Raw genomic sequence first — 26246 nt, forward strand, 5'->3', positions numbered from 1 at the left:
GCCTATTCGCTACGTTCGATGAAGATTTCGACCCGACGGTTCTTGGCGCGCCCCTCGGGTGTCGAATTGCTGGCAATTGGTGAATCCGAGCCCTTGCCGTCGACGTCGACGCGCGAACCATCGGCCAGGCCGGGTTTCAGCGCGGCGGCAACCGCCTTGGCGCGTTCCACCGACAATTCGAAATTCGAGGGGAAACGCACGGTGCGGATCGGCGAGCTGTCGGTATGGCCAACCACCCGGATTCGGCCGGGCTCCTTGTCGAGCGTCGCCGCAACCCGGGTCGCGATCGGCTTGAAACCATCCAGGATGGTTGCCTGGCCCGAGGCAAACAATGCGAGGTCGCAGACCCTGATCACGATGAAGCTCGCCGTCTGATCCGCCGTCATGGCGCAAGCCGTCTTCTCCAGTGCAAGCGCGTTGCGAATCCGCTGCAGCTGGGTGATGCGGTCCGGGGGTGGCGGCGGAGGCGGAGGTGGCGGCGGCGCAACGACCCGGCGCTTCAGCTCGATCGGATCGCCGGGATGCAGTGCCAGCGCGACTTCCGCAGCATTCTCTGCACGACCAGCCAGCAACGTCCGCAGGACAAAATAGGATCCCGTTAGCAACGCGGCGACCACGGCCGCCACCAGCCAAACGGGAACACGCAGGTGCTTCCGCCGACCGGCCAAGGCCTGTCCGCGCCAGTGCGGCGACAAATCGTTGGTCGGCTTGGGCCGAACCCGGCGCAGCGTTTCGTAGAGGTTGCGCTGGATCACCTGGAGGTTCGCAAGCCCGCCCGGCGACGTCCGGTGAATGCCCTGGAACCCGAGCGCAAGGCAGGCGTGCTGGAGTTCGAGCACCGGATAGTTGACCAGCGGATCAGTCTTCAAATGGTCGAGGATCTCGAAGAAGCGTACGCCGCCCACGCGTTCGCCGAAGAACCGGCTGAGCATCGAATATTGGGCCCAGACGTGTCGGTCGTCGGTCGGAATGTGCTGCACAATATCGTCGGCGGTGGCGCACAGGATATACTTCGCCGTATTGGCCTGGTGCTCGGAAATGCCGGCCGAGCGGATATCCTTCTCGAAGAACTTGATGGCGTCGGCGACCTGCTCCATCAGGCTCGCGAATGACGCCCGCATCAACGCTACTCGCAGCCGGCCAAGCAACTGCAGCAAAGGGCCGCCGGCGCGCATCACCGGATTGGCATTTGGCGCAACCAGATCGTCGACCCGCAAGGGCGGTCCGGGCGGCAAGAGTTGCGGCGCCTGAGCCTGCGCCGGTGTCGAAATCCATTCCTCGGACGGTTGGCTGGTCGGCGGGGCGGCGTAGCTTGCGCCCTGCGGTACAGGAGAAAATGACGGCGACGAAGGGGCACCAGGCGAAGCCACGGGCGATGGCGAATACGCTGGACGGCTTGCAGGTCCCTCGCCCGCCGGAGATTGAGGAGCCGGAGCCGGCGGCATCTTCCCGCCGGGGTTCGGACGGATGATGGTCCGCTCACCCCGACCGAAAGGATTAACCGGCTTGTCCCTGTCGGTCATGGCCGCTCTTCCAGGATGGCCCAAAGGTACAACTCAAGCTCCGGCCAGTCGCCGGAAAAATGCATCCCGATCGAGGCCGCAGTGCTGAACTCGGGCCACAGCGGCGACTTGCGATCGAGGTAGAAATAAACGTGGTCTGTGATGGCTCGGATGTGCGGTGGCGGCGTCGGCAGATGCACCAAGGTCAAACCCGGCAGGTTTGCGTGCACGATCTCGGTCATTTTGGTATTGGGCCCGACCTTGAACAGGTGCGGGAATTCGTTCTGAATCTCCACCAGTGGCCGCCGCGCGGCGACCTCCAGCACGAGGGTCGCATTTCGGAACAACGCGCGATCGCGGATCGGCGATACGAATGCGTTCTGGGCGCGTTCGATGATCTCCAGACGGATCGCCCGCCTGCCCAGCCGCGCGCTCAGGAAATCCTGGATGTCGCGCACCAGCGGCGTGAAGACGTATTCGAGGTTGTCGTGATCATATGCCGGGTAGTCCCGCGCGCGTCGTTCGGTCGTCGCGAAGGTCGCAAGCTCACCAGCAAACCTCAGTAGCTCTTCGTACAGCCGCTCGGGATGTACGCTGCCGGACCGCTTGAAATGAGTCAGTACGGGAATGGTCCGGTTCAGAACCTGCAGCACCAGGTAATCGACGCTCTGCAAACCGCCGCCGGACGAAGGATCGACCGCGTAGCGTGCAAGCTCGTCGAGTTTGGTCTCAACCCAGCCAATGATGCGATTGAGCCAGCCATCGACGACCGGATGTGCGGCGCAGACCAGCATCGGCGGCACAAACTTGTCGTCGAACAGGATATTCTTGTCGCGTACCTCGAGGATGCGGGCGATCCCGAGACCCATGTATCCCGGCTTGCTGGTCTTGCGTAGCTCGAACGACAGCCGCGGATAAACAATGTCGATCTCTTCCTCGATGCGCAGCGCCGAGGTCGAATCGATAAACGTTTCGGAAGTCCGAACGTAACGACTGGCGCTGTCGGTGCGATCCTCATCCACCTCCCGCGTATTGGGCGCCGCGACCGGCATCATCAGCCAGACGATCTGGCCTGCGGCCGAATCCGGCACTTCGATGGCTTCCGGGATCGGACTGTCAGCAGGGATATCGAACGGCGTTCCATCAGGCATGACGCCGGTCGCACTGCGCACGGCGAATTTGCTCTGTTGAGTAAGGTCGTTGTCGATCTCGAGCTGGGCAAAGCCCCACGGGTACGGTGTTGTGTAACGAACGCGCTTTTCCAGCAGATGCTCGAGATAGCGATCGTTCTGCTGCAGATGATGCGGCCGCAGAAACAGACCTTCCGACCAGAAAACTTTGCTGTACCAGGACATTCCTGCATCCACTTGGCAATGATCGGCGACGGCATCGTCACCGACAGTTCACTTTGACCCCGACTTGTCTGCGCGGTCGTAATATTCAGAGAAATGCAGCATGAAGGTATCGATCGGCGCGCTTTCGTCGCGACCGAGATGCGCCTTCCAGCGCGTCAGGAATTCATCCCACAACTTACTCTTATTCGAGCCGAAAAAGGATCTTGCGCCGCGCTGAAGCTCGAGCTCGCGCACCATTAGCGTCGGATCGATACTGGCGATCAGCCCGCTGACGGCATGCTGCATTGCCGCATAGGTCTTCAATTGATGGGATTTGAGATCCTTGAAGCCCTGCGCGAAGGCATGCGGCGCATCGAGGTAACTGCGCGTCGGCGGCCCGAACAGGATACGCATCGCGTCTTCCGCGGTCGGCGAGAACTTCAACGGATTGTTCTCGATGGCCTGGATGGTGGTTTGACTGGTGCTGCGCGTCAGCTGCTTGGCCTGGGTCCGCGCCTGCAGCAGAGCCATCAAGTTTTCCACGGTCATGCGCAGGATGATGCCCAGCTGCTCCGCGAGTTCGGCCTCGGTCTTGTCGGCAAAGAAATTGTCCGGCAGTCCCGCAGCACGTGCCACCAGGCGCGCAAACTCGGGATTGCCGATCGACGCGGCCGTGGCCGGTGCCGGCTCGACCATCTGCGGCCGCGGCGCTCCCGCATGCCCTGCCGGTGGCGGCGCCGGCGGTGGCGAGGCAGCCGCTTCATCATCGGCCCAGACCGATGGTCGGCGCGGCGTCGGCATCGCGTGCAGCACGTCGACCGGCGGTTTGGGCATGGCGGCGGGACCGGCTGCCCAGCTCATGTCGTCGCGCAGGGGCGACTCCCGTGGAAGCATCTGCGGCGAATGCCGGACGGGGTCGACGCCCGCCGGCGGAACGCTCGCCGCCCAGTCCAGGAATTCCGCATTGACCGGCCGCGCTGCTTCGCGCGGCTTTCTCAACTGCTGGGGGTCGATTGGCGGCGGCACGTCGCGACCGGGAGCCCACAGTTCCTGGTAATCGGCGTGCTGCTGCGCGGGCGGAGCTTGCTGCTGCGCGCCATGGCTCGGAGTGCCCTCGGCACGCTCGTCCAGGTCCAGCGAAACGCCAATGACATAGTGGCCGATGACGAGCCGATCGCCATTGCGCAGCCGATGCGCTCCCCGTATGCGCTGGTCGGCCCCATTGAGAAACGTGCCGTTGGTCGAGACGTCGTGCAACCAATAGCCGCCGTCGCGAAAATGGACCTCGCAATGCTTCCCCGAAATCATCCGAGACGGATCGGGCAATGTCCAATCGAGATGACGATCGCGGCCTATATCGACCGAGCGCCTTCCGGTGACCGTAAATGACACAGGTCCGCCATCGGGGAGGTTGGGCTCGTTCTCGATGTTGAAGCGAAGCACCATCACATCGTCTCGTCAGCGCAGAGGGCGCGGTTCGCCGCGTGCCAACTGAATACCATCCTCCAGGCAGGCCGTCATTATCCGGTCCCTGGACTCGCGGGTGAGCCGGCAAAGTCCGATCAAAAGAGCTGCGCGAACCGCCCGCGCCGTCTGATCTGGCTTGGCTTCGACCGGGGCAAATTCCGCTGGGACCACGCTTCCGCCAGACCAGCCCGCCGCCAGCGCCAGCCAAGTCGCCGGCTGCTCGGGATCGTTGGCATTGCCGACCGCCAACGCCTTGTTACGCGATTGCTCGTCTGGCTGGCGGACCCAGGTCTCCGCAAAGCCGAGCGACCTGCCTTCGTTGCCGTCGAAATGGTCGAACATCTGGCGCAACGAGCGACATCCCCAAGCGACGGCCACGCGCCTGGCGAGCAGATACGCGCAGAAGGATACAGCCTGGTGCCAGTTGCCTGCATCAGCGGCCTCCTGCAGGAAATCCAGCGACAACTTGTCCGCGGAGGCTTTGCCGACGTCGTAGCGCGCCAGCGGATAGGCTTCGAACAGATCGCGGACTGTGCTGAACCGAACCTGACCCATGGCCGTCAGCCGACAATGGTTGGTGTGCCGTGGGCAACCAACGGGCCGCCGGCCGCGAGTGCCATGGCGGCCTGCGCGGTCATGGTGATGGTCGGGGCGTTGATGACGATTCCGGCGGGAGTCAGGATGATCTGGCTGGGACCAACCTGGAGGGTGATGTTGACATTGGCCATGAGCGTGATGCTCAGCCCTGCATTGACGGACTGATCCATCGCCAGCTTGATGTGCTGACCACCCAATTCGATATCAAGCTTGTCATTGCCGTTCTTGAGTGTGGTCTTGCGGGTATCGCCGCCGAACGCGGCTTCACCGATGGTCCTGGTCTCGGTGTCGCGGACCGTTACGTCGTGGTCCTTTTCGGCGTGCAGGGTGATCTTCTCGGACCCTTTCTTGTCCTCGAAGTTCCATTCGTTATAACCGCCTCCTCCCTTGGTCGAGTCGGACTTCAATCCCGCAATCGTCTTCTTGGACGGCAGATCGTAGGGCAGCTTGTATTCATCGTTATACACCGTGCCGATCACCAACGGCCGGTCGGGGTCTCCTTCCAGGAATTCCACGACGACTTCCTGCCCGACGCGCGGGATGATCTGACCGCCCCAGCGCTTGCCGGACCAGACTTGGGCCACGCGCAACCGGCACGACCGCTTCTTCTTTCGATCCCAGAAAAAGCGAACATAGATTTCGCCCAGCGACTCGACGTCGATTTCCTCGCTCGAATTGTCGTCCTTGGTGACGACCTTGGCCGTCTGGATACCATTGATCCTCGGCTTCGGCGTCATCATGGGGGATCGAAACGGCCGATCGCTTGGCAGAAATTCGAAGCTGCCGAAGTAGACGTGCTGTCCGCCGTCGCCGGGACCGCCAGTGCGATAGGACTCGATGGAAAACGAGTGAGCTGCTCGTACGACGAGATATTCAACGTTCTGCGAGTCTTTCGAGTGCTTCTCGAGCTTGGTTAGTCCGCCGGGGAACAGGCTGACGGCGTCGCCGTTGCCGCGGCGGCGCCGATCCATCGCCTGCTCGGCCTGGAGTTGAATCTTGGCGTATCGCTCGCCGTCGGATTTCTCCTTGAACTTGCCGGGATAGTCGTAGACCTCCATCTCGGATCGTGTGTAGTGCTCGGAGCCCTTGGCGTCGCTGATCATCTGCGCGTTGGGTTTCTGGTAGTTGTAGTCGTTAAGCTCGAACTTGCCGGTGCGAAACCGGCGCTCGGAAACCCACTCATAAATATGCTGCTCCTCGCGACGGTCGGATCCGGTCAGCGGGATATAGGGTATCTTTGCGAGACCGTTGATTGGGCTGTGCGAGGACTTGGAGTCAGCCAGCACCAGCGTGTGCTTGCCACCCTCATGCTTGAAGAAGTAGTAGATGCCGTGCTGTTCCATCAGCCGGCACACGAAATCCAGATCGGTCTCGCGATACTGAACGCAATACTCGAGCTTCGGACATGAGCCCTCTTCGGTAAGCTTGGACTCATAATCCGTGAAGCCGCGCTCGTTGAAGACGTCCTTGATGATGTCGGGCGCCTTCTTGTCCTGAAAAATCCTGCAATCGGTGGTGCGCGACAGCAGCCATAACCAGGGCCTCAGCACGATCCGGTAGCTGAAATAGTCGTTCTTGACCCCGAGCCATTGCGCTTCCGTGAGGATGCCGCTGAACTCGCGCTCCTTCCCGTGCAATTTGATGGTGAGCGTGCACTGCTGGCCGATTGCGCGATCGAAGTCGAGATCGGCGTCCTCGCTGAGGCACTCGATACGATATTCGAACAGTTCACTCAGACCTTCAGAGGCCTCGAACCTGACAAAAACCAGAACGTCCTTGCCAAGGGGGGTCTTGAGCTCGCAAAGGCGGGTATCCTGGGTAAGCTGGCCCATGTGGGCGTTAAACTCCTTCGTTGACCGCACGATCCGCGCAACCGGCGCATCAGGTCGTCAAGCACGAAACAACCGAATCCGAGCCAGCCATCGGTGGGATGACCGACAAGTCCGCCCGGTGTCGCCCTCTCCTGACGCGCCAAAGGACGCGCCCGATGGAACCATCCCGGCACTCTTGTAGTCGGCTCCAAGAGCTTGTTGGTTCACGCGAAACGGTCGTGGCCGCCGGGAATGAACCGAGGTCATCGTTGATCTGACCTAACAGACAATAGGATCATGATCCCCGCCTGATCCGCCACATGTGACGGACTTGGCAAAAGGGGGCCAGGGCCCCGCAGACGGACCATCTTTGCATGCTCGATGTCACATCCCTGACCCAGCCCATAGCCCCGGACGATCCCTGCGGGCCTGACCTCGATGCGACCGGGGATGTCCAGTACCTGAACTTCTTCGCAGGTGCGGAATCGCTGCTGCCGATGTCGTATTTCGAGGTCGTCAACGCCAACGGAGAGCGCGGACGCTTCGACCCGAAGGCCATCGATATTGCCGGCCAGTTCGCCGCCGCGCAGCCCCTCCTGGCACGCACCCGCGATCTGCGGCTGACCATGCTGCTCGCCAAATTCTCCATCCTGAACCGCGATCTCGACGGCTTTCTCAGCTGCCTGAAGGCGACCACCTTGCTGCTCCGCGAACAATGGGAAGCGGTTCACCCGAGGGGCGAGGACGGCGACTATGCCTTTCGCGCCGTCACCGTCGAGGCGATCGACGTGTTTCCGACGGTGATCAACCCGCTCCAATTCCTCCCCCTGATCGAAAATCGCAGGCATGGCAGCCTCAACTACCGTGCCTATCAGATTGCCAAGGGCGAAATTCCCGCCGCTGACGCTGACGTCGACGCGCCTGACCTCGGAACCATCGAGCGCATCATCGGCGAGACCGACCTCGACACCCTCAAATCGTTGAGCGCCCGCTGTTCCGCGGTCGCGGCCGAGATTGCCGGCATCAAATCGGCTTGGCACGAAAAGTTGAACTCGGGGCAACCCGTCAGTCTCGACAGGCTTGCGGGTGTCGCGAATGGCATGGCCAACTGGCTCGCGGGCCTGGTCACAGCACGCGATCCAACCGCAGTTGCTCCATCTCCGGACGAAACTGCTCAAGACAACCAGCAGCTTCCCATTGAAATGGCCGGCGCAGTGACCTCACCGGGCCGGGCATCCGCGGCGCTGGCGGCAGCCGCCGACTATTTCGCTCGGAAGGAACCGTCGAGCCCGGCGCTCTTGCTGGTGCGGCAGGCGCAGGACATGGTTGGCAAATCGTTTATCGAAGTGATGCGGATGCTGATGCCCGCTCACGTCGAGAGCGCTGCCATCAATATCGGACGTGACAAGGTTTTCGACCTGCCGATCGAGCGCATGGCGGAATTCGCCACATCGCTCCCAGCTGCGGAAGAAAATGACCCTCAAGATACTGTTTTTGCGGCAGAAAACAGAGCGCAGGCGTTGGATTTGCTGACCAAGGTTGCGTCTTTCTTCCGCGCCGCGGAGCCGTCCAGCCCGATCCCGTTTCTGGTCGATCGCGCGCGCGAACTCGCACAACGAGATTTCCTCAGCCTGCTGAGTGACGTCCTGCCCGAGGGCGCTCTGAAGGCGATCGATAAATCGAATTGAACCCGCCTTCCGTTCGACGGGACTAAGAGAAGGAAGCTCCGCTGACGAAAGACCGAGGCACTTCCCGAGCCTGCGTCGCGCAAGTCGGCTTCCGCACAGATTTTGTGAAGAGGGCAACCCAATGGCAACCGACAGCGGACAAAAGTTCATTCGCCGAAACCGCGCACCGCGCGTGCACATCACTTACGAAGATCCCTACGACGCCGAGCGGCTGATCGAGCTGCCGTTTGTCATGGGCGTCCTGTCCGATCTTTCCGGCAACAACCCCGGCGTCGAGAAGGCGAAGGTCGAGGAGCGCAAGTTCCTCGAGTTCGACATGGACAATTTCGATAACCGCATGGCGGCGATCCAGCCCGGCGTGACGGCACGTGTCGCCAATCGTCTTAGCGACGGGTCTGACGAAAAGATCTCCGTCAACCTGAGCTTCAACAAGATGTCCGACTTCACGCCGGTGGCGGTCGCCCGCCAGGTACCGGCTACGGCCAAGCTGCTCGAGGCGCGCGAACAACTCGCCAACCTGCTCCGCTACATGGATGGCAAGGTGGGCGCCGAGGATCAGCTGAAGAAACTCCTCGCCGATCCTCAACTGATGGCCGCACTGCGCGAGCGCGCGACCAGCCAGTCAACCGAAGCCGACACCAACAGCTAACGGAAGGGATGGGGACCATGGCAAAAGAAGCAACTCACAAAGAGACCACCACCCAGGTCAAGACCGTCGAAGCTGACGAGTTTGCTGCCCTGCTGAAGCAAAGCTTCAAGCCGCGCACCGAACGTGCGGCGACCGAAGTCGAGAACGCGGTGTCCACGCTCGTTCAAGAGGCGCTGAAGGACACCAGCGTCATCAAGTCGGACGTGCTCGACACCATCGAGGAGATGATCGCGCGGATCGATCAGAAGCTGACCGCGCAGATGAACGAGATCCTGCACGCACCCGAATTCCAGGCGATCGAGAGTGCCTGGCGCGGTCTCCACTACCTCGTCTTCAATTCCGAGACCGACGCCAACCTCAAGATCCGGGTGATGAACGTCTCCAAGACCGAGCTGTATCGGAACCTGCGGCTTTATCCCGATGCGCGCTGGGACCAGAGCCCGCTGTTCAAGCAGATCTATGAATACGAGTTCGGACAGTTGGGTGGCGAGCCATTCGGCTGCCTGATCGGCGACTACTATTTCAGCCACCTCCCCACCGACGTGCAGTTGATGCGCGATCTCAGCAAGATCGCCGGCGCAGCACACGCTCCGTTCTTCGCAGGCGCCGAGCCGACCCTGATGGGAATGGATTCATGGACTGAGCTGTCGAACCCTCGCGACATCGGCAAGGTTTTCGACACGCCGGAGTATGCGGCCTGGAAGGGACTGCGCGACCAGGACGACTCGCGCTATCTCGGCTTGTGCATGCCCCGAGTGCTGGGCCGCCTCCCTTACGGCGCGAAATCGGAGCCGGTGGAAGAATTCGCCTTCGAAGAGGAGACCGACGGGCATACCGGGGACAAATACGGCTGGATCAATGCGTCCTACGCGATGGCTGTCAACATCAATCGCGCTTTCAAGGAGTTCGGTTGGTGCACGCGCATTCGCGGCGTCCAGTCCGGCGGCGAGGTGATCAATCTGCCCACACACACCTTCCCGACTGACGACGGCGGGGTGGACCTGAAATGCCCGACCGAGATTGCCATCAGTGACCGTCGTGAACACGAACTTGCAAAATCGGGGCTGATTCCGCTGATCCATCGCAAGAACACCGACAAGGCAGCGTTCATCGGTGCCCAGTCGCTCTACAAGCCGAAGAAATACTTCGGCGAGAAGGGTGTGGACGCAACCGCATCCGACAACCTGTCGTCACGTCTACCTTACATGTTCGCCGTGTCCCGCTTTGCGCACTACCTGAAATGCATGGTTCGCGACAAGATCGGATCCATGAAGGAGAAGGATGAGCTGACGGTGTGGCTGCAGACCTGGATCAACGAGTACGTTGATGCCAACCCAGCCCTGTCGTCAGAGGCGCAGAAAGCGCGCAAGCCGCTGGCCGCTGCGAAAGTCGAGGTCATAGCAAACGAGGAGAACCCGGGATACTACAACGCACGCTTCTTCCTCCGTCCACATTTTCAATTGGAAGCGATGGACGTCGGTCTCAGCCTTGTTTCGCGCCTGCCAGGCCCGAGCTCCTGACGCCGCGTTATCGCAACCGTCACTCTTCCAAGGCTTTTTGAAAGGACTATTCTATGGCTGTCGACATCTTTCTGAAACTCGATCCGATCAAGGGCGAGTCGCTCGACGACAAACACAAGGACGAGATCGACATCTTGAGTTGGTCGTTTGGCGAGAGCCAAAGCGGCACCTTCCACAGCGGCTCGGGCGGCGGCGCCGGCAAGGTCAACATGCAGGATCTCCACTTCACGCACTTCGTTGACAAAGCGACGCCCGAACTCTTCAAGGTCTGCGCCAACGGCAAGCACATCGATACCGCGATCCTCACTGTCCGAAAGGCCGGTGAAAATCCGCTGGAATATCTCAAGATCGAGATGAAGCACGTCCTGGTCGCCAGCGTATCGACCGGCGGATCGCATGGCGAAGATCGTCTCACCGAAAACGTGAGCTTGAACTTCGCGAAGGTGAAGATGATCTACAAGACCCAGACGGAAAAGGGCGGCGCCGGCGCATCGCCGACCTTCGGCTGGGACGTTCCGGCCAACAAGGAATGGGCCTGATCGCAAGCTTCCTGCTCGGCGCCGGCTGCCAATAGTGGCAATCGGCGCCGGCGGTATGGGGACCGTCGATGACCGTTACGCCAAAGAAGGACCGGCTTTCTCCTCCGTTGATGCTGGCCTTTCGCGCGGCCCACGAGGCTCGTGATTCGCGCAGGAAGATCGAGCTGCGCGATCAGTTCGGCGAGCGCGTCATAGCGGGGCGGCGCAGTGTCGGCCGTTTCCCGATCTCCGAAACGTTGCTGAGGCGAGAGGTCTCGCATGATCTCGAAACTCTTCTCAATACAATTGCTCTCGAATCGACCCTGGACTTGACAGGCCGCGACTGTGTCCGGACCTCGATCCTGAACTACGGCTTTCCCGATATCGCAAACCGGTCGATCGACGATGTGACGGACGAAGAGCTCAGCGATGCCCTGCGCACGTCGCTCACGACCTATGAACCCAGGCTCGACCGCAAATCCATCCGGGTCCGGCGCGATACCTCGGTCGGCCCCGAGCAGCTCAAGCTTCGCTTCATCGTGCACACCGACCTGAAGTGCGAGCCGCTCAACGTGCCCGTGGAATTCGTCGCCGACGTCGATCTCGACAGCGGCGATATACAGATCAATCGAATGTAGCATGAATCGCGAGTTCCTCGACTTCTACAACCGTGAACTGTCGCTGCTGTACGAGCATGCGGAAGACTTTGCCGAGGAATATCCTGGCATCGCGGAGCGCCTCGGCGGCCTGATCCGCGATCGCTCAGATCCAATGATTTCGGGCCTGCTCGAAGGCGCCGCGTTCCTTGCTGCTCGCGTTCAGCTCAAGCTCAAGCACGAATTTCCGGAGTTCACGGCAAACCTGCTCGAACAGCTGGTTCCGAACTATCTCGCGCCAACTCCGTCCGCCATGCTGGTCAAGGCACAGCCGACCTATGCCGATCCGGCATTGCGCGACGGCAGGAAAATCGCGCGGGGCGCCTACTTCGATGCGAGCTACCGCGAAAGGGAACGGAGCCTTGCCTGCCGTTTCCGGCTCTGCCGCGATATCGTGCTTTGGCCGTTTGACGTCACTGGCGCCGAATATTTTGCGACCGCGGGCGCATTGCAGGCCCTCGGGATTCCAGTTGGCGGAGAGGTCATCGCTGGGCTCCGGCTCTCCTTGACCCACCGTACCGCCGCACGGCTCGACGAAGAGCCGGCGGACGCGGAAGCTCGCAGCAAACCAGAGACCTGGTTCGCCGGCTGCCGCGCCAGCGAGCTGCCCATCTATCTGACCGGCGCCGAGTCAGACGCTATCGCACTTTACGAACAATTGACCTCGAACTGCGTCGGCCTCTATTTTCGTTATCTCGACGATTTCGGCGATCCGGTCGTCATCCGGGCTCCGAACGACTGTGTGCAGCAAGTCGGCTTCAGCGAGAACGAATCCCTGTTTCCGAACGACAACCGGGTCTTTCGCGGCTCGGAGTTGTTGCGGGAGTATTTCGTATTTCCGCGCAAGTTCCTTGGTGTCAATCTGACGGGACTTCGCGCCGTGATGCCGCGGTTGCGCAGCAAGTCAATCGATATCGTCTTCGCGTTCGATGAGCACAACTCACGGCTTGCCGCCTCTGTCCGGGCGGAGACTTTCAGTCTCTACACCGCCCCGGCAATCAACCTGTTCGAGAAAACCAGCGATCGCATCCCGGTCAAATCGAATACCCACGAATACCACGTGGTGCCCGACCGAAGCCGCTATCTCGAATACGAGCCGCACCAGGTGCTGGAGGTTTACGCGCACTTTCCGGCAGAAAAGGACAAGCGGCACGTGCGTCCGCTGTACTCCGCCGCCGTCGATCGGACAGCCGGATCGGTCGAGGGACTTTATTTTACCGTTCGTCGGCTACCGCGGCGCCGCACCGTCGAAGAGAAGACCTATGGCGCGTCCTCCGACTACACCGGGACGGACATGTTCCTTTCGCTGCTCGAGCCCGGCGACCTGAGCGGCGACGGATCCGCCGCCGAGCTGAGCGTCCGGGCGTTGTGCTCCAACCGGCATCTCACGGAACATCTGCCGGTCGGCCAGGGCGGAGCCGACTTTCGCCTGTTGGATGACACCTCGCTCGAGCTGATGTGCATAGCCGGTCCCACCCGGCCACGCGAACCGGTGGTGGCGCAGTTGCGCAGTCGCAGTGAAATCGCCAATAGCGGCGTTGTCAGTTGGCGCCTGATCAACATGCTGAGTCTGAACTATCTCGGCCTCGTGGAACGCAGCGGCGGCAAGAACGCCGGAGCACTGCGGGAGATGCTGTCATTGTTCGCCGACCAGTTCGACGACGCTACGGAACGCAAGATTCGCGGCGTGCGCAGCGTCGAGAGCAGGCCCGTGGTGCGGCGGGTGCGTGAGCGTACCGGCAGTGGCGCAGCGCGCGGCCTGGAGATCACCGTCACGCTCGACGAGAAGGCATTCGAAGGCAGTGGCGTGTTCCTGCTCGGGGCTGTGCTGGAACGCTTCTTCGCCGAATATTCGGGCTTCAACACCTTCACCCAAACCGTCATCTCGACTTCGGAACGCGGCGAGATCATGCGCTGGCCGGCCCGCATGGGCACCCGGAGGCCGCTGTGACGCTGATCGACCAGATGAAGGCCGAGCCCTGGCGGTTCGATTTCTTCCAGACGCTCCGCCAGCTCGAGCGATCCAATCCGGATCGGCCGCGGATCGGTGACAGTGCCGCGCGTCGCGAGGAATTTGTTGACCTCGGTCAAACCCCCTATCTGGAATTTCCCGCTTCCAATCTGAGCTCGGTCGACGACCGCGATGGCAGGCTCAGGATCCTGGTCAAATTCCTCGGTCTGCTCGGACCGCAAGGCGCACTGCCGCTGGCCACCACCGATGAGAGCCTCGGCTGGCAGTTGATGCGAGACGACGCTTTTCCGCGCTTTCTCGACCTTCTCAATGGACGCTTTCTGCAATTGTTCTTTCGTGCCTGGGCGGACGCACGGCCGATCGCGCAGCATGACAGGCCATCGGATGACCGCTTCATCGCCTATGTCGGCTCCTTTGCCGGCCTCGGCTCCGATATCTTTGCCAATCGAGACACGGTACCGGACATGGCGAAGCTCAGCTTCGCTGGACTGGTCTCACCCAGGGCGAAATCCGCGTCACGACTGGCCCGGCTGCTGCAGGGGCTGTTCGATGTCAGGGTCGAGATCGACGAATTTGTTGGCACCTGGCTCCCATTCGATCCGAGCCATTGCAGCCGCCTCGGCGCGGCGCACGCCAAGCTCGGCCACGACGCGCTTCTGGGCTCGCGGGTGTTCAGTGTCGAAGACAAGATCAGGGTTCGCGTTTTCGTGAAGGATTTTGCTCAATACGAGCAGTTCCTGCCCACCGAAGTGCCTAACCTGTCCGAGCCGCTGGCTGACGCGGTCTACTTCTATATCGGCGACGAACTCGAGTGGGAGGTGGAACTCGCCATTCCGGCGGGAGCGGTCGTCCCGATGAAGCTGGGACAGAGCGGACGCCTCGGGTGGACCAGCTGGGTTTCACCCAACTGGGCCTCGACCGAGGAATATCGCCGCGATGCTCGCTTTCACCTTGCCGAGCGTCTGAGAGCCCGGCGAAGCGCCGCGACAGACGCCCCGCCGATTTGAACCAATGCACCGGTCCGATTGTCCTAACATCATGGAATGCGCGCTAATTTCCACGATGAGCCGGGACATCGCCGGGGGAATTGAGCAGGAGGCCCCACCGTGACCGACATCAGCCTTGAGGCCGTGACTGGAAAACTGAACCGCGCTGGCTACGATGCCTTCATACAAGCCCTGCGCCACGCAAAAAGCGCGAGCAACCGCAACATCGAGCTCGCACACTGGCTGTTTCACATCCTGCAGCAGGAAAGGACGGACCTCAGCCTCGCGGTGGATCACTACAAGCTCGACCGCGCGCGGCTTCTGTCGGACCTCGCAGGCGTCATCAACGGCTTCCGCAAGAACGAAACCGACATGCCCGGGGTCGCCAATTCGGTCATCGATATTCTCGACCGGGGCTGGCACTACGCCACGCTGTTCTTTGGCGAGACCCAGATCCGCACAGGCCATCTCCTGGTCGCCGGACTGAAATCGAATGAGATCCGTCGTGCGCTCAACAACATCTCGCAGGAATTCGCCAAGATAAACGTAGACGCATTGGCTGCGGAGCACCGCGCTGTCTGGGCAGGCTCCGAGGAAGAGACCATGCGTCCGATGGACGGCTCCGGATTGGCCGGTGCCGGCACTGACGGCGCGGACCGGGCAAGTCCCAAAGGAACAACACCACTCGACCGGTTCTCCCAGGATCTCACCGCCAAGGCCAAGTCGGGCCAGATGGACCCGATCCTCGGTCGAGACGACGAGATCCGCCAATTGATCGACGTGTTGATGCGCCGGCGGCAAAACAATCCAATTCTCACCGGCGAAGCCGGCGTCGGCAAGACCGCCGTGGTCGAGGGTTTTGCGCAGCGCATTGCCGCTGGCGAAGTGCCGCCGCCACTGCGCAACGTCAGGCTCTGCGCGCTCGACATCGGCCTGATGCAGGCCGGCGCCTCGATGAAGGGCGAGTTCGAGCAGCGCCTGCGCTCGGTGATCGACGAGGTACAGAATTCCCCTACCCCCATCATCCTGTTCATCGACGAAGCCCACACGCTGATCGGCGCTGGTGGCGCGGCCGGCACCGGTGACGCGGCCAATCTCCTTAAGCCTCCCCTCGCCCGCGGCACGCTGCGTACGATCGCCGCCACCACCTGGGCAGAGTATCGCCAGTACATCGAGAAGGACCCCGCACTCACACGGCGCTTCCAGCCGATCCAGGTCGATGAGCCGGATGTCGCGACCTGCTGCATCATGCTGCGCGGCCTCCTCGGCCCGATGGAGAAGCATCATGGCGTTCGCATTTCGGACGCCGCGATCGTGACCGCGGTCAACCTGTCGCATCGCTACATTCCATCCCGACAGCTGCCGGACAAGGCGGTCAGCCTGCTGGACACAGCCTCGGCACGGGTAGCCATCAGCCAGAGCGCAACGCCGGCCCTGATCGAGGACGCTCGCGTCGCAATAGCGGCGCGCGAGGCCGAACGATCGGCGCTGGTCAGCGACGACGATCTCGGGGACGAGAACAGCGAGCGCATTACGGCAATCGACGGCGACATAGCGGCGCTGAAGGACAAGCTGACCGGCCTGGAGGCCGATTGGGCCAAGGAACAGGAGCTCGTCAAGGACATCCGCAGCATCCGCGAAATCCTCTCCGGGAGCGGAGACGAAGATCGGGCCACGAAACGCGTGGAGTTACGCGGCAAGTTTGAGACCCTGGAGGGCATCAATCCGGAAAAGCGGATGATCTATGCCCATGTGGACCAGCAGTCGGTGGCCTCTGTCGTGTCTGACTGGACTGGTATCCCGACCGGCAGAATGATGCGCGACGAAATCGAGACCGTCCTGAAGCTGCCCGAAATCCTCAATCGCCGCGTGGTCGGCCAGTCCCATGGACTGACGATGATTGCCAAGAGAATCGAGACCAGCCGCGCCAAGTTGGACAACCCGTCCAAGCCGATTGGCGTTTTCATGCTGGCTGGACCGTCTGGGGTGGGCAAGACGGAAACTGCCCTTGCGCTTGCCGAAACCCTTTATGGCGGCGAGCAGAACATGATCACGATCAACATGTCGGAGTTCCAGGAAGCGCACACGGTCTCGACCTTGAAGGGAGCACCTCCGGGTTATGTCGGCTATGGTGAAGGCGGTCGGCTCACCGAAGCGGTCCGGCGCAAGCCCTACAGCGTTATCCTGCTCGACGAGGTGGAGAAGGCCCATCCCGACGTCCACGAGATTTTCTTCCAGGTGTTCGATAAGGGGGTCATGGAAGACGGTAACGGTCGGCGGATCGACTTCAAGAACACGTTGATCATTCTGACCACAAACGTCGGCACTGATCTCATCATGGGTCTGGCGCGCGATCCAAAGTATCGCAACGAGCCGGAAGAACTCGCCAGGCTGCTGCGGCCCGAATTACTGAAGGTGTTCCCTGCCGCGTTGCTTGGGCGCATTGTTTCGATCCCCTACTTTCCGCTTTCCGACGAGATGCTTGCCGGCATCGTCAGATTGCAGCTCGACCGGATCGGACAGCGCCTCCGCGATAATCACAAGGCTGCCTTCGGCTACGACGATGCAGTCGTCGAGCACATCGTATCCCGCTGCAACGATCCGGACTCCGGCGGGCGGATGATCGATAACATCATCACCAACACGCTGCTGCCCGAACTGTCGCGTGAGTTCCTCAGCAAGTCTCTCGCCAAGGAGGAAGTCAAGCAGACGCGGGTCTCGATCGTGAACGACAAGTTTGCATATTCGTGGAACTGACTGCGATGAACATCCAGACCGAGCACCGCCCGCCGACCACCGGTACGACGCCATACGATGAGGTGTATTATCCCGGGCATGTCTACGGACACACTCATCCGAACCATCTGGCGGCAATCGCAACGGTCTATGGCATGCAGCCGGCTCCAGTCGAGCGCTGCCGGGTTCTCGAACTCGGCTGCGGCGTTGGCGGCAACCTGTTGCCGATGGCCTTTCAATATCCGGACAGCGAGTTCATCGGTATCGACCTGAGCGGCGCCACCATCGAGCGCGGCCAACGAAATATCGCCGCATTAGGCTTGAGCAACATCAAGCTTCTGCATTGCGACATCATGGATGTCGACGCCGACTTCGGACAGTTCGACTACATCATCGCGCATGGCGTGTATTCATGGGTACCCCCGAACGTGCGCGAGAAGATGATGGCCATCTTCAAGCAGAACTTGGCACTCCAGGGGCTCTGCTACGTCAGCTATAACGCGCACCCGTTCTCGCATCTCCGCGACATGGTCCGCGACATGATGCGCTACCACACAAGGCACATCACCGGCATGAAGGAAAAAGTGGGACAAGCTCGCGCCATCGTGAAATTTCTCAGCGAAGGATCGAAGCCCAACTCGGTGCACGGTGCAGTCATGCGCGACCAGTGCAACCGCGTCCTCAAGGCTCCGGACGAACTGCTTTTTCACGACGATCTCGATCAGGGCGCGACGGCCTTCCTGTTGCACGAAGTCGTCGAAGACGCTGGACGGCACGGGCTGCAATATCTGAGCGACTCCGATTTCTCGCGACGCTATCTGGCCGGTTACAGCGAAGAGGTCCGCGCCACGCTGCAACGCTTTCCCGAAAGCGAATTCATGGCGCGCGATCAGTATCAGGACTTCATCGACGGCAACGGGTTTCGGCGTACGTTGCTCTGCCACGAGGGCATCTCCCTTGCCCGCAAGGTCGATCTCGACTTCATCACCCGGTTCTATCTGCTGAGTTCCACCAGCCCACGTCGCCCCGACGTCTGCCTGACCGACGAGTCCGAGATGGAATTTGAGACTCAGGACGGCAGCCGAATCACGGTGACCAAGCCGCTCCTGAAGGCTGCGCATCTTTGTCTCGGCCGGGCTTGGCCGCGCGCACTCTCATTCACTGAACTGCTCGATGGCGCCCGGACGCTGCTCGAGGGCCGGCAAACAGGCGATGACCAACTCATATTGACGGAAGCGCTATACATCCTGGCATGCAGCGGAGAGGTGTCCTTTCTGAAATCTCCACCCTTTCTCGTGAAGGAAGCCACAGAACGCCCGCAGGCGAGCCTGCTCGCCCGCAGACAAGCGCAGACCGGCCCGCTGGTCACCAATCTGCTCCACCAGACCGTACAGTTGGAGGACGACAAGACGCGCCAGTTCCTGCAGTTGCTCGACGGCTCTCGGACGATCGGGCAAATTGCGGCCGAAATGACTGAACTCTTCGGACCAACCATCCAGGTCAAACAACTGGATGACGCCGGGCAGCCCGCCGAGCCGTTGCTGCTCTCGACCCGAGACAGCGTTGACCGTTCACTGGCGACAGTCGGAAAGCTGGGTTTGCTGGTGGCCTGACGCTTTCACCGCGTCGACCTCGGTAAGGAACTGGCGGCAGCGGGCCGGCCCGCCAGTTTGTGGAGCGGACGCAGCCCCGTCCCCTCAGCCATCGTGGGTGTATTGTTGGCCGAGGAGCCATCCGGTGAGAATGCCGCCGGGTCCGCTGGCATAGACCGAATTAAAGCCCACACCGGCGCGCAGCATCCGCCATTCATGTTCGCCGACCCAGGGAATGCCGGGATCACCCTTCTGATATTGCGACAGCAGCGTTCGGGCGACCTCTGCGGCATTGGCGTAGATCGGGCCATTCGCCCAGCGGGGTCGCGGTAGGCCTGTCATGCGGCAATAAAGCGCAGTGCAGACATAGGCGGACGCCTCCTCCGCATTGGCGTCAAGGCCGGTGCGCAGCAGATCGTAAGCCGCATGCAAGGCCTCATGGACGATATAGGCTTCGTCCATCCGCCCCGTCGCCGACACGACCTCCAGCGTATTCGCCGCGACGACGGTACCATCCGCTCGTGTTCGCGCGACATCGTTATATTGTGCCGCAACACCTGCCGCGAGGTCCGTCGGAACTCCGACGCTGACCTGTCCCAACCGGATCGCGCGTGCGACATGATGGAACGTTTGCGGTGCAATCGTCACGTGGCTGCCACGGATCGGAAACCGGAAGCGCATGCGCGCGACCGCCGGGCCGTTGAGCACGTCTAGCACCCTGCTCCGAAGTGACATCAGATCGTCCTTGCTCTTTACATTGCTCCACGAATGGTGGTCGGCCTTTCCGGTTGGGAGGTTCAGTTGAACCCGGCTCCGTCCGGACCAGACCAATCAAAGACTGGCTTTGACTCGAAGGGCGGCCCCGTGACGACCACCGATCCGACCACGACCGACACGTACCGGAAGATCGCCGCGCGGCTAACCATGCTTCGGCCACAGATCGATCTGTCGAAATATTTCGCGGGGCCGAATCCCAATGTCCGCCTCTATGACGAAAAGGCCTATATCCGACGTCAATTGGAGAAGTATGGCGTGGCGGCCGCGACGAGCACGCTCGACGGCGTGACGTTCCTGCCGAAGGATTGGGAAGACCTGATCAAGGTGTTGCGGATTGCCAAGACGTCGGACGGATTCGACGCCTTCGCCGAAGGGAAAAGCCCGGAGAAACCGTCGCATTGGGCCCTCGATCTGTCGATGGCAGCGACAATCGGCACCGGATTTCGGGAGATCTGGCGCCCAAAGCTATCCGACCGGCCGCTCTCGACGCGAGACCTTCCGGGCCGGCACGGCTTCGGGCTTGGGCGCGGCCGAGGGCAATGGAGCGACGACTATAGTGCGCAGTTCGGCAAGGACCCGCAGCCGCAAGACATCACGTCGCTGCATTTCGCAGTAGCACCCGACCGGGTCAACGTTCACATCGACGAGACGGGCTTCGTGTTCGAGGGCGCAGACGGCGCCCTCACGGTCGGACCGAATTTCGGGCACCACGCCGTCAATGAACTGTTCTGGAAGAGCAACCCTCACCTGCCGCGTTGGGCGATCGATCACATCGACCTGATCCTGCCGAACAGCGCCAACGATTTTTCGCGATTTGGCGTTTCGCTCGACATATTTCAACGAAAGAACTTTCGCGTTACGGTCACCGGGTCCTGCGGAATTTTCGGCGGATTCGAATGCTCGGGAACGTTGAGCGTCAGTGGGACGCACGATCTGCTGGGCTCCAAGCCGAGAGGCGAGCGCTGACGTTCCGCCACTGATGACGACCACATTGCTGGTGATCAGTCATGCCGCAATTGAAAGACAAAGTCGGTCGGTTTGCCGCGACGGGTCGCAGCTGCCAGAACTGGAAGCAAGACCAGGAGCTGGTCATTTCGCTGCTCAACAAGATCGCCATTTCCGACGGAGGCGCCGAGACCACGCTCAAACCGCAAATTGTCGTGACCGGTCACGCCAGCGACAGCCTCTACAGCTCGATTCTGTATTTCCAGCAGAAAAACTTCCCGGGCACGCCCGACGGCTATATTCGGCCTGGCGGGCCAACGTTCAGCCGGCTCGTTGACCTCGCGACAAAGGCGGCCGCCAAGCCTTCCCCTCCAAAGGGTCAATGGGATGCGATTTCTACGCCATCCGTCGATGCCGCGCTTCGCAAGGGCTTGCTCGACGATTCCAAGCTGGATTACGCGGAAGTGGTCGATATCATCAGGGCGACCGTCGCGGACGGCACGGTCACTTCATTCGAGCTGGACGACCTGACCACCATTGCGAGCACCTCCAGAACGCTCTCTCCGACTTCGAAAAAGCTCATCACGCTCTTCGTCGGCGACGAAAAGAAGAAGTGGCTTGGAGTTGGACCGTATGACCTCAATTCGGATCAAAAGAAGCTCGCCGCGGAGATGGTCTGTGATTTCCTCAAGAATACGAGGACCACATTCTTTCCGAAGCTCGACCCGCACCGCGTCGGGATCGGGATTCTCAGGCGCATTGCGAAGCCGAGCCTGATCGATCAGGATCAGGCAAGCATGTGTGGTCCATCCGCGCTGATGTTCAGCTACGCGTCCGACAAGCCGGGGCAGTATGCGCGGTTCGCCATCGACCTGTATCAGAAGGGGCAGGCGAGCCTCGGCCGCCTGCTGATCAAGCCGGGAAAGGACGTGAAGAACTACACGCCGCCCTACTCGCTGGATCACGTCGATTGGCTGACATGCGCCTCCATCCGCGACTCCGAAAATTGGTTCCTCGATTTTGACGACACCGGCAGAATAAGCGATGTCGCGGGGATCACGCTGCCGAGTGAAATGGAGCAATGGTTCCGCAAGGCGGGATACCGGGACGTGCGCGAGGAGACCAATCTGAAATTCAGCAAGGGCATCGACAGCGTCAACGAAGCCAACGCCCTGCTCGCCGGCGGATATCGCGTATGCCTTTTCATAAGCGCCAACATGATCGAGTATGACGACCAGTCGGATGAAGGCTCCGTGTTGACGAGGCACTGGGTCGTCTTGCGTGACAGGATACAAGTGTCGAACGGAAACGTGACGACGACGATCTTCACATGGGGCAAGGGAGATTACGCGATCCCGCATCCGGGCAAGGGCGGCGCTCAGAAGCCCCTCTCCATTGGGGACTTTGTTATGAATTATTACGGGTACGTCGCTGCCAAACCGTAACTGGCCCTCGCCGGTATCCGCGGTCTGCCGAGACGAGTCCCTCGGTCGTCCCGGCTTCTACAGGTGACATCGGGATCGCCGCGCAGCGCGGCGTCAGGCTTGCGGATCGACGGCCTTGGTCGACAGCTTCCGGCCCGCGTGACCAGCCAATCGCCCCATGCAAGTGGGGATCAGTCTTGCCGGGATCAGGAAGGGCGTTCTCGCAGCGTAGGCGTCATATTCGGGGAAAGCCAGCCGGAGAATCCGCTCTTCGTTGATCATGCGCCGGCATTGAATCGTCACAACCACAATCGCGATGAGCGCGGCGAGCGGTGAAAGCACCTGGAGTGTCACGCCGATCAGGGCAACCATCTCACAGAGGTAGAGGGGATGGCGGACGATTCGGTAAGGCCCGTTCGTCACAAGGCGCCTTGCCTCGGCCAGAATGCTGAAGGATTTGCCCAACCAGCGAAGGACCACAATACACAGTGAGGTCGCCACCAGGATCAGTGCCGTGGACAGGATCGACCAGATTGGACCGAGCTCCGCCTTTGGAAGGAACGCGAGCGCGATGCTTAGGAAAGTGCCCAACAAGGCTGATATCCGCGTCTCAATGCCCTTCGACTTCATGATGGGGACCAGGCGGGTCATGGTCGTCACTGCCACCAGGCTGAGAAAGAGCACGTTTGCCATGTGGGCAGCGACCATCAGCAGTTCGGGAAAGCTGTCCAACGGGAACAAGTGAGGGATACCAGCGGCTCCGACAACAGCAGACCCGCCGTAGATGATGATCACTGCGGTTCTCGCGGTCCAGTCCAGCCAGGGGTTGACGCCCAAATTGGCGTTCCCGTTGCTGGCTGTCGCGGGGGCCGTCTGGCCGAGCTTTACGTCAGTCACAGCACTGATCTCGCCCGAAAATCGCGATTACTAAAGGCCACGCTCCTGCGAAGGTCAATCGGCCTGGCCAGGGCACGCCATCTTGCCGGCCCGGTTCCACTTTCCGCATATCCCTTGCGGATCATCGACATTTGATTGAACCGTTTCGGTCGTGACGGCACATATCTAGACATTCATTTGAACAGTGGCATTGCCATGCGTGCACGCTGCTTTGTAAAACTGCGACAAATTTGCTTCTTTCTTATCGTGCTGCTGTGCTGTCAGCCGGCATCGGCTGCAAACCGTGTCGCCCTCGTTATTGGCAATTCTTCATACAAGAACGCGGCGCCCCTTTCGAACCCAGTCAATGACGCCCAGATTGTCGAGGCGACACTGAAGAATGCGGGTTTTGACGTGGTTCAAACTCGCCTGGATCTTCAGGCGGCCGAGATGCGACGTACGCTGCGCGATTTTGCCGACCAGTCTCGCGACGCGGATGTTGCTGTCGTCTACTATGCTGGTCACGGCATCGAGATCGAAGGCACCAACTATCTCATCCCGGTCGATGCCACCCTCGAGCGCGATACGGACATCTATGACGAGGCGTTTTCGCTCGATCGGGTGCTGCTGGCCGTTGAACCGGCAAGGCAACTGCGGCTTGTGATTCTCGACGCTTGCCGCAACAATCCCTTCTCCGACAAAATGAAGCGAACGGTTGGCTCGCGCGCGATCAGCCGCGGCCTTGCCCGCATTGAGCCCGCGACATCGAATACGCTCGTGGCCTTCGCCGCCAAGGCTGGCTCGACGGCGTCGGACGGCAACAGCAAGAACAGTCCGTACGCATCCGCACTGGTGAAGTATATCGGAACTCCCGGCCTGGATTTGCGCAGGGTGTTCGGTTTCGTCCGCGACGACGTAATGAAAGCAACGGGCAATCGGCAGGAGCCGTATGTGTACGGCACCCTTGGCGGCGACGATGTGCCGCTGGTGCCGGCCAAGGAAGTTGCCAAGGAAGCCACCAAGGAAATTGCCCGGGAAGCCGTCCCAGCGCCAACGCCGCGGTCCGAAATGCGGTATGACTACGAGCTCGCGCTGCAGATCGGCAACAAGGATGCACTGAACTTTTTCATCGCCCAGTACCCCGACAGCTACTACACAAATCTGGCAAAGCTTCAGCTCGCCAAGATTGATGCGGAGGAGAAGCGTGCCGCGGCGGCCGAAAAAGCCCGTCAGGCCGAGCAGGAACAGGCCCGGCTCGTCAACCAGGGCGCGCAACAGACGCAGCTCGCCAAGGCGGCCTCGGACCTGAAGGCAGCGCAGGAAGCCCGCGCCGCCGCTGAGGCAGCCAAGGAAGTCGCGCAACAACAAGCGACTCAGGCTGAACAGAAGCGTCTCGCGGCTGAGAGCGCCGCGACCCCCGCTAAGAGCACCGCGCCGGCGGCTCCTTCCGCGCCAGAACAACCGCGAGAGCCGAACGCAAATGCGGGTCCCAAGGTGGCCGCGCTGCCCAGTCCGCAGGCGACCGTGCAGCCAACAGCACCAGCCGCGGTTGCCAAATTGCTACAGACCGAATTGCGCCGGGTTGGTTGCTTCACGGGATCGCCCAGCGGGGAATGGGACACGGAATCGCGGCGCTCGCTGGAGCTGTTCAACCGGAACGCCGGCACCAAGTTCGACGCAAAAGCCGCAAACGCCGACGCGCTTGACGCGATCAAGCTCAAAACGGCGCGAGTTTGTCCGTTGATTTGCGGATCCGGCCTTAGGCGAGACGGCGATCGCTGTGTCAAGATTGCCTGTGCCGCAGGTTACTTCCTCAATGACGACGACGAATGCGAGAGGCGCAAGGCACGTCATGCCCCGTCCGCCAGGCTCGAGCGCAGGAGCGGGGATCGCGAGGCGGAGGTTCTGGCAAGACCCGCAAGGCCGAAGGCCGAGGCCAACGCAGGCAGAAGGGGCGACGGCGGAATGCCCTTCATGCCCTTCTTCTTTCCCTGATCTGTTGCCGCAATTGGTTACACGTTCATCCGGCGGTCGATAGCACCCGGTCCCGAGTGCGAGGTTCGATCTGACGACACAATTCACATCCGACTGAAGGCGCCTCCCCTGGTGACAGCGCCAGAACTGTTGGACCCGTACGATGCCTGGAAACAAGAGCGTGAGGCGCAAAAAGCTGCTGCCTCGCGTCGCGCGCGCGACCAAGGTCTCCGACGGTACCAGGCAAAAGTACTTCTACACTTGGCGCGGCGGTCCGCTGTTCAAAGGCGAGAATAACGAGCCCCTGCGGCCAAACGATCCGCAGTTCGTCGTCGCATACTTATGAATTATTGCGGGTGCTTTGCTGCCAAACCGTAACTGGCCCTCGCCGGAATACGCCGGTATCGGGCGAAGTCGGCGTGGGAAACAGAAAGGATGCAACGAGCGCAGCAGCGGCGGCGATGAACCATACTCCCTGCCACGCGGAGACATCGAGAACGAGCGGTATCACCAGCGGCGTCAGGAAGTAGGTCGAAAAGGCAAAGGTATTGCCGAGGCCGAGGGCCGCGCCGACATGCTTCATGCCCGCGATCGTCGCCAATTCTGTATAGGCAATACCGTGCCAAGTGGATGCTGCAGTGCTTCCGATGATCATCAGCACGACGGCAACGGCGATCGCAGGCCCCGCATAGCCTGGCGCAACTGAGGCCAAGGCGACAAGGAGCGCGAGTGATCCAAAGATCGCCGCTGTCGCCCGCGCGCATGCCCTGAGAAAACTTCTTCTGTTCCGATGCCGATCGGTGAATCGTCCACTCCACACCCGCGTAAAGGCGGCACCAAGCTGAAAGGTAACGATGCTGGCGCTGATGGCAGCCGTTCCAAGATGCCCGATGTCGTTCAAGAAAACTGCGGCGAATGTGACGGCAACGACCTGCGGAACGCACAGTGCACCAAGGCCGCAGACCGTACGCCAGATCTGGCCGTTGCTCAGAACACCCCGCGCTGGATTCGGCTCGGGCTCCGATTGCCTTGAGGCAACTGCCGGCGGCATCGGAGGTTCATGCAGCCAAATCCAGGCAAAAGCCGCAACGGCAAAACAGAGGATGGCAAGAACGCCGTAGACTGCGCCGAAACCAAGATACCTTGCCAACGCAGGAAGAATGAGTGCACCGACCGCACCGCCGGCCGGCACCGACATCTGGCGCAGACTCATCGCGAATCC

Annotated in this window: 21 protein-coding genes; 13 read left to right on the forward strand and 8 right to left on the reverse strand. The window is 61.1% G+C overall.

Annotated features, from left to right (window positions below):
- Nucleotides 1-2: 2 nt before the first annotated feature.
- The 5 genes from tssL to G6P99_RS28925 form a co-directional block, all read right to left on the reverse strand.
- A complete protein-coding gene (tssL, locus tag G6P99_RS28905; protein WP_256434687.1) occupies nucleotides 3-1235 on the reverse strand; it encodes a type VI secretion system protein TssL, long form in 1233 nt (410 codons plus the stop codon).
- Between the two features lie 284 nt (nucleotides 1236-1519).
- Nucleotides 1520-2857, reverse strand: coding sequence for a type VI secretion system baseplate subunit TssK (tssK, locus tag G6P99_RS28910; RefSeq protein ID WP_029080206.1), 1338 nt, complete (start codon nucleotides 2855-2857; stop codon nucleotides 1520-1522).
- Between the two features lie 48 nt (nucleotides 2858-2905).
- Nucleotides 2906-4282, reverse strand: coding sequence for a type VI secretion system-associated FHA domain protein TagH (gene tagH / locus G6P99_RS28915; protein WP_029080205.1), 1377 nt, complete (start codon nucleotides 4280-4282; stop codon nucleotides 2906-2908).
- A 12-nt stretch (nucleotides 4283-4294) separates the two neighbouring features.
- Nucleotides 4295-4858 (reverse strand): DUF6931 family protein, encoded by a 564-nt coding sequence (locus G6P99_RS28920; RefSeq protein WP_165124344.1) that lies wholly within the window; start codon nucleotides 4856-4858, stop codon nucleotides 4295-4297.
- A 5-nt stretch (nucleotides 4859-4863) separates the two neighbouring features.
- Nucleotides 4864-6732 carry a type VI secretion system Vgr family protein gene (locus tag G6P99_RS28925; protein ID WP_029080203.1) on the reverse strand — a complete coding sequence of 623 codons (1869 nt, stop codon included), beginning with the start codon at nucleotides 6730-6732 and terminating at the stop codon, nucleotides 4864-4866.
- 353 nt (nucleotides 6733-7085) lie between these two features.
- On the opposite strand from G6P99_RS28925, the gene G6P99_RS28930 reads away from it, so the two are divergent.
- The 9 genes from G6P99_RS28930 (at nucleotide 7086) to G6P99_RS28970 (ending at nucleotide 19049) form a co-directional block, all read left to right on the forward strand.
- Nucleotides 7086-8399: an ImpA family type VI secretion system protein gene (locus G6P99_RS28930; protein WP_029080202.1), complete on the forward strand. Its 1314-nt coding sequence runs from the start codon at nucleotides 7086-7088 to the stop codon at nucleotides 8397-8399.
- 121 nt (nucleotides 8400-8520) lie between these two features.
- The gene (gene tssB / locus G6P99_RS28935) at nucleotides 8521-9048 is read left to right on the forward strand and encodes a type VI secretion system contractile sheath small subunit (RefSeq protein ID WP_029080201.1); all 528 of its coding nucleotides are present in this window, start codon (nucleotides 8521-8523) and stop codon (nucleotides 9046-9048) included.
- Nucleotides 9049-9065: 17 nt separating this feature from the next.
- Nucleotides 9066-10568, forward strand: a complete 1503-nt coding sequence (gene tssC, locus G6P99_RS28940; protein WP_029080200.1) for a type VI secretion system contractile sheath large subunit — start codon at nucleotides 9066-9068, stop codon at nucleotides 10566-10568.
- A 53-nt stretch (nucleotides 10569-10621) separates the two neighbouring features.
- Nucleotides 10622-11107, forward strand: a complete 486-nt coding sequence (locus G6P99_RS28945; RefSeq protein ID WP_029080199.1) for an Hcp family type VI secretion system effector — start codon at nucleotides 10622-10624, stop codon at nucleotides 11105-11107.
- 68 nt (nucleotides 11108-11175) lie between these two features.
- Entirely contained in the window at nucleotides 11176-11724 is a 549-nt protein-coding gene (tssE, locus tag G6P99_RS28950) for a type VI secretion system baseplate subunit TssE (RefSeq protein ID WP_205751518.1), read from the forward strand.
- Between the two features lies 1 nt (nucleotide 11725).
- A complete protein-coding gene (tssF, locus tag G6P99_RS28955) occupies nucleotides 11726-13693 on the forward strand; it encodes a type VI secretion system baseplate subunit TssF (RefSeq protein WP_029080197.1) in 1968 nt (655 codons plus the stop codon).
- Nucleotides 13657-14721: a type VI secretion system baseplate subunit TssG gene (gene tssG / locus G6P99_RS28960; RefSeq protein WP_029080196.1), complete on the forward strand. Its 1065-nt coding sequence runs from the start codon at nucleotides 13657-13659 to the stop codon at nucleotides 14719-14721. Before tssF ends, tssG begins: the two co-directional genes overlap by 37 nt.
- A gap of 99 nt (nucleotides 14722-14820) precedes the next feature.
- The gene (gene tssH, locus G6P99_RS28965) at nucleotides 14821-17457 is read left to right on the forward strand and encodes a type VI secretion system ATPase TssH (RefSeq protein WP_029080195.1); all 2637 of its coding nucleotides are present in this window, start codon (nucleotides 14821-14823) and stop codon (nucleotides 17455-17457) included.
- Between the two features lie 5 nt (nucleotides 17458-17462).
- Complete coding sequence (locus G6P99_RS28970; protein WP_035976660.1) at nucleotides 17463-19049, forward strand: methyltransferase regulatory domain-containing protein; 1587 nt, start codon at nucleotides 17463-17465, stop codon at nucleotides 19047-19049.
- Between the two features lie 84 nt (nucleotides 19050-19133).
- On the opposite strand, the gene G6P99_RS28975 is transcribed toward G6P99_RS28970, so the two are convergent.
- Complete coding sequence (locus tag G6P99_RS28975; RefSeq protein ID WP_029080193.1) at nucleotides 19134-19763, reverse strand: hypothetical protein; 630 nt, start codon at nucleotides 19761-19763, stop codon at nucleotides 19134-19136.
- A 129-nt stretch (nucleotides 19764-19892) separates the two neighbouring features.
- On the opposite strand from G6P99_RS28975, the gene G6P99_RS28980 reads away from it, so the two are divergent.
- Together G6P99_RS28980 and G6P99_RS28985 are read left to right on the forward strand one after the other, a co-directional pair.
- A complete protein-coding gene (locus G6P99_RS28980) occupies nucleotides 19893-20771 on the forward strand; it encodes a hypothetical protein (RefSeq protein ID WP_029080192.1) in 879 nt (292 codons plus the stop codon).
- A gap of 41 nt (nucleotides 20772-20812) precedes the next feature.
- Nucleotides 20813-22195 carry a hypothetical protein gene (locus tag G6P99_RS28985; RefSeq protein ID WP_029080191.1) on the forward strand — a complete coding sequence of 461 codons (1383 nt, stop codon included), beginning with the start codon at nucleotides 20813-20815 and terminating at the stop codon, nucleotides 22193-22195.
- Nucleotides 22196-22288: 93 nt separating this feature from the next.
- Here G6P99_RS28985 and G6P99_RS28990 read toward each other — a convergent pair whose 3' ends face one another.
- A complete protein-coding gene (locus G6P99_RS28990) occupies nucleotides 22289-23071 on the reverse strand; it encodes a methyltransferase family protein (protein ID WP_029080190.1) in 783 nt (260 codons plus the stop codon).
- Between the two features lie 195 nt (nucleotides 23072-23266).
- Between G6P99_RS28990 and G6P99_RS28995 the strand changes: the two genes are divergently transcribed.
- Nucleotides 23267-25045 carry a caspase family protein gene (locus tag G6P99_RS28995; protein ID WP_029080189.1) on the forward strand — a complete coding sequence of 593 codons (1779 nt, stop codon included), beginning with the start codon at nucleotides 23267-23269 and terminating at the stop codon, nucleotides 25043-25045.
- Nucleotides 25046-25205: 160 nt separating this feature from the next.
- Nucleotides 25206-25370 carry a hypothetical protein gene (locus G6P99_RS29000; RefSeq protein WP_156928505.1) on the forward strand — a complete coding sequence of 55 codons (165 nt, stop codon included), beginning with the start codon at nucleotides 25206-25208 and terminating at the stop codon, nucleotides 25368-25370.
- On the opposite strand, the gene G6P99_RS29005 is transcribed toward G6P99_RS29000, so the two are convergent.
- The gene (locus tag G6P99_RS29005; RefSeq protein ID WP_165124347.1) at nucleotides 25365-26237 is read right to left on the reverse strand and encodes an MFS transporter; all 873 of its coding nucleotides are present in this window, start codon (nucleotides 26235-26237) and stop codon (nucleotides 25365-25367) included. The two genes, G6P99_RS29000 and G6P99_RS29005, sit on opposite strands and share 6 nt — an antisense overlap.
- Between the last annotated feature and the right edge of the window lie 9 nt (nucleotides 26238-26246).

The sequence above is a fragment of the Bradyrhizobium sp. 6(2017) genome (assembly GCF_011058295.2).
GTDB lineage: Bacteria > Pseudomonadota > Alphaproteobacteria > Rhizobiales > Xanthobacteraceae > Bradyrhizobium > Bradyrhizobium septentrionale.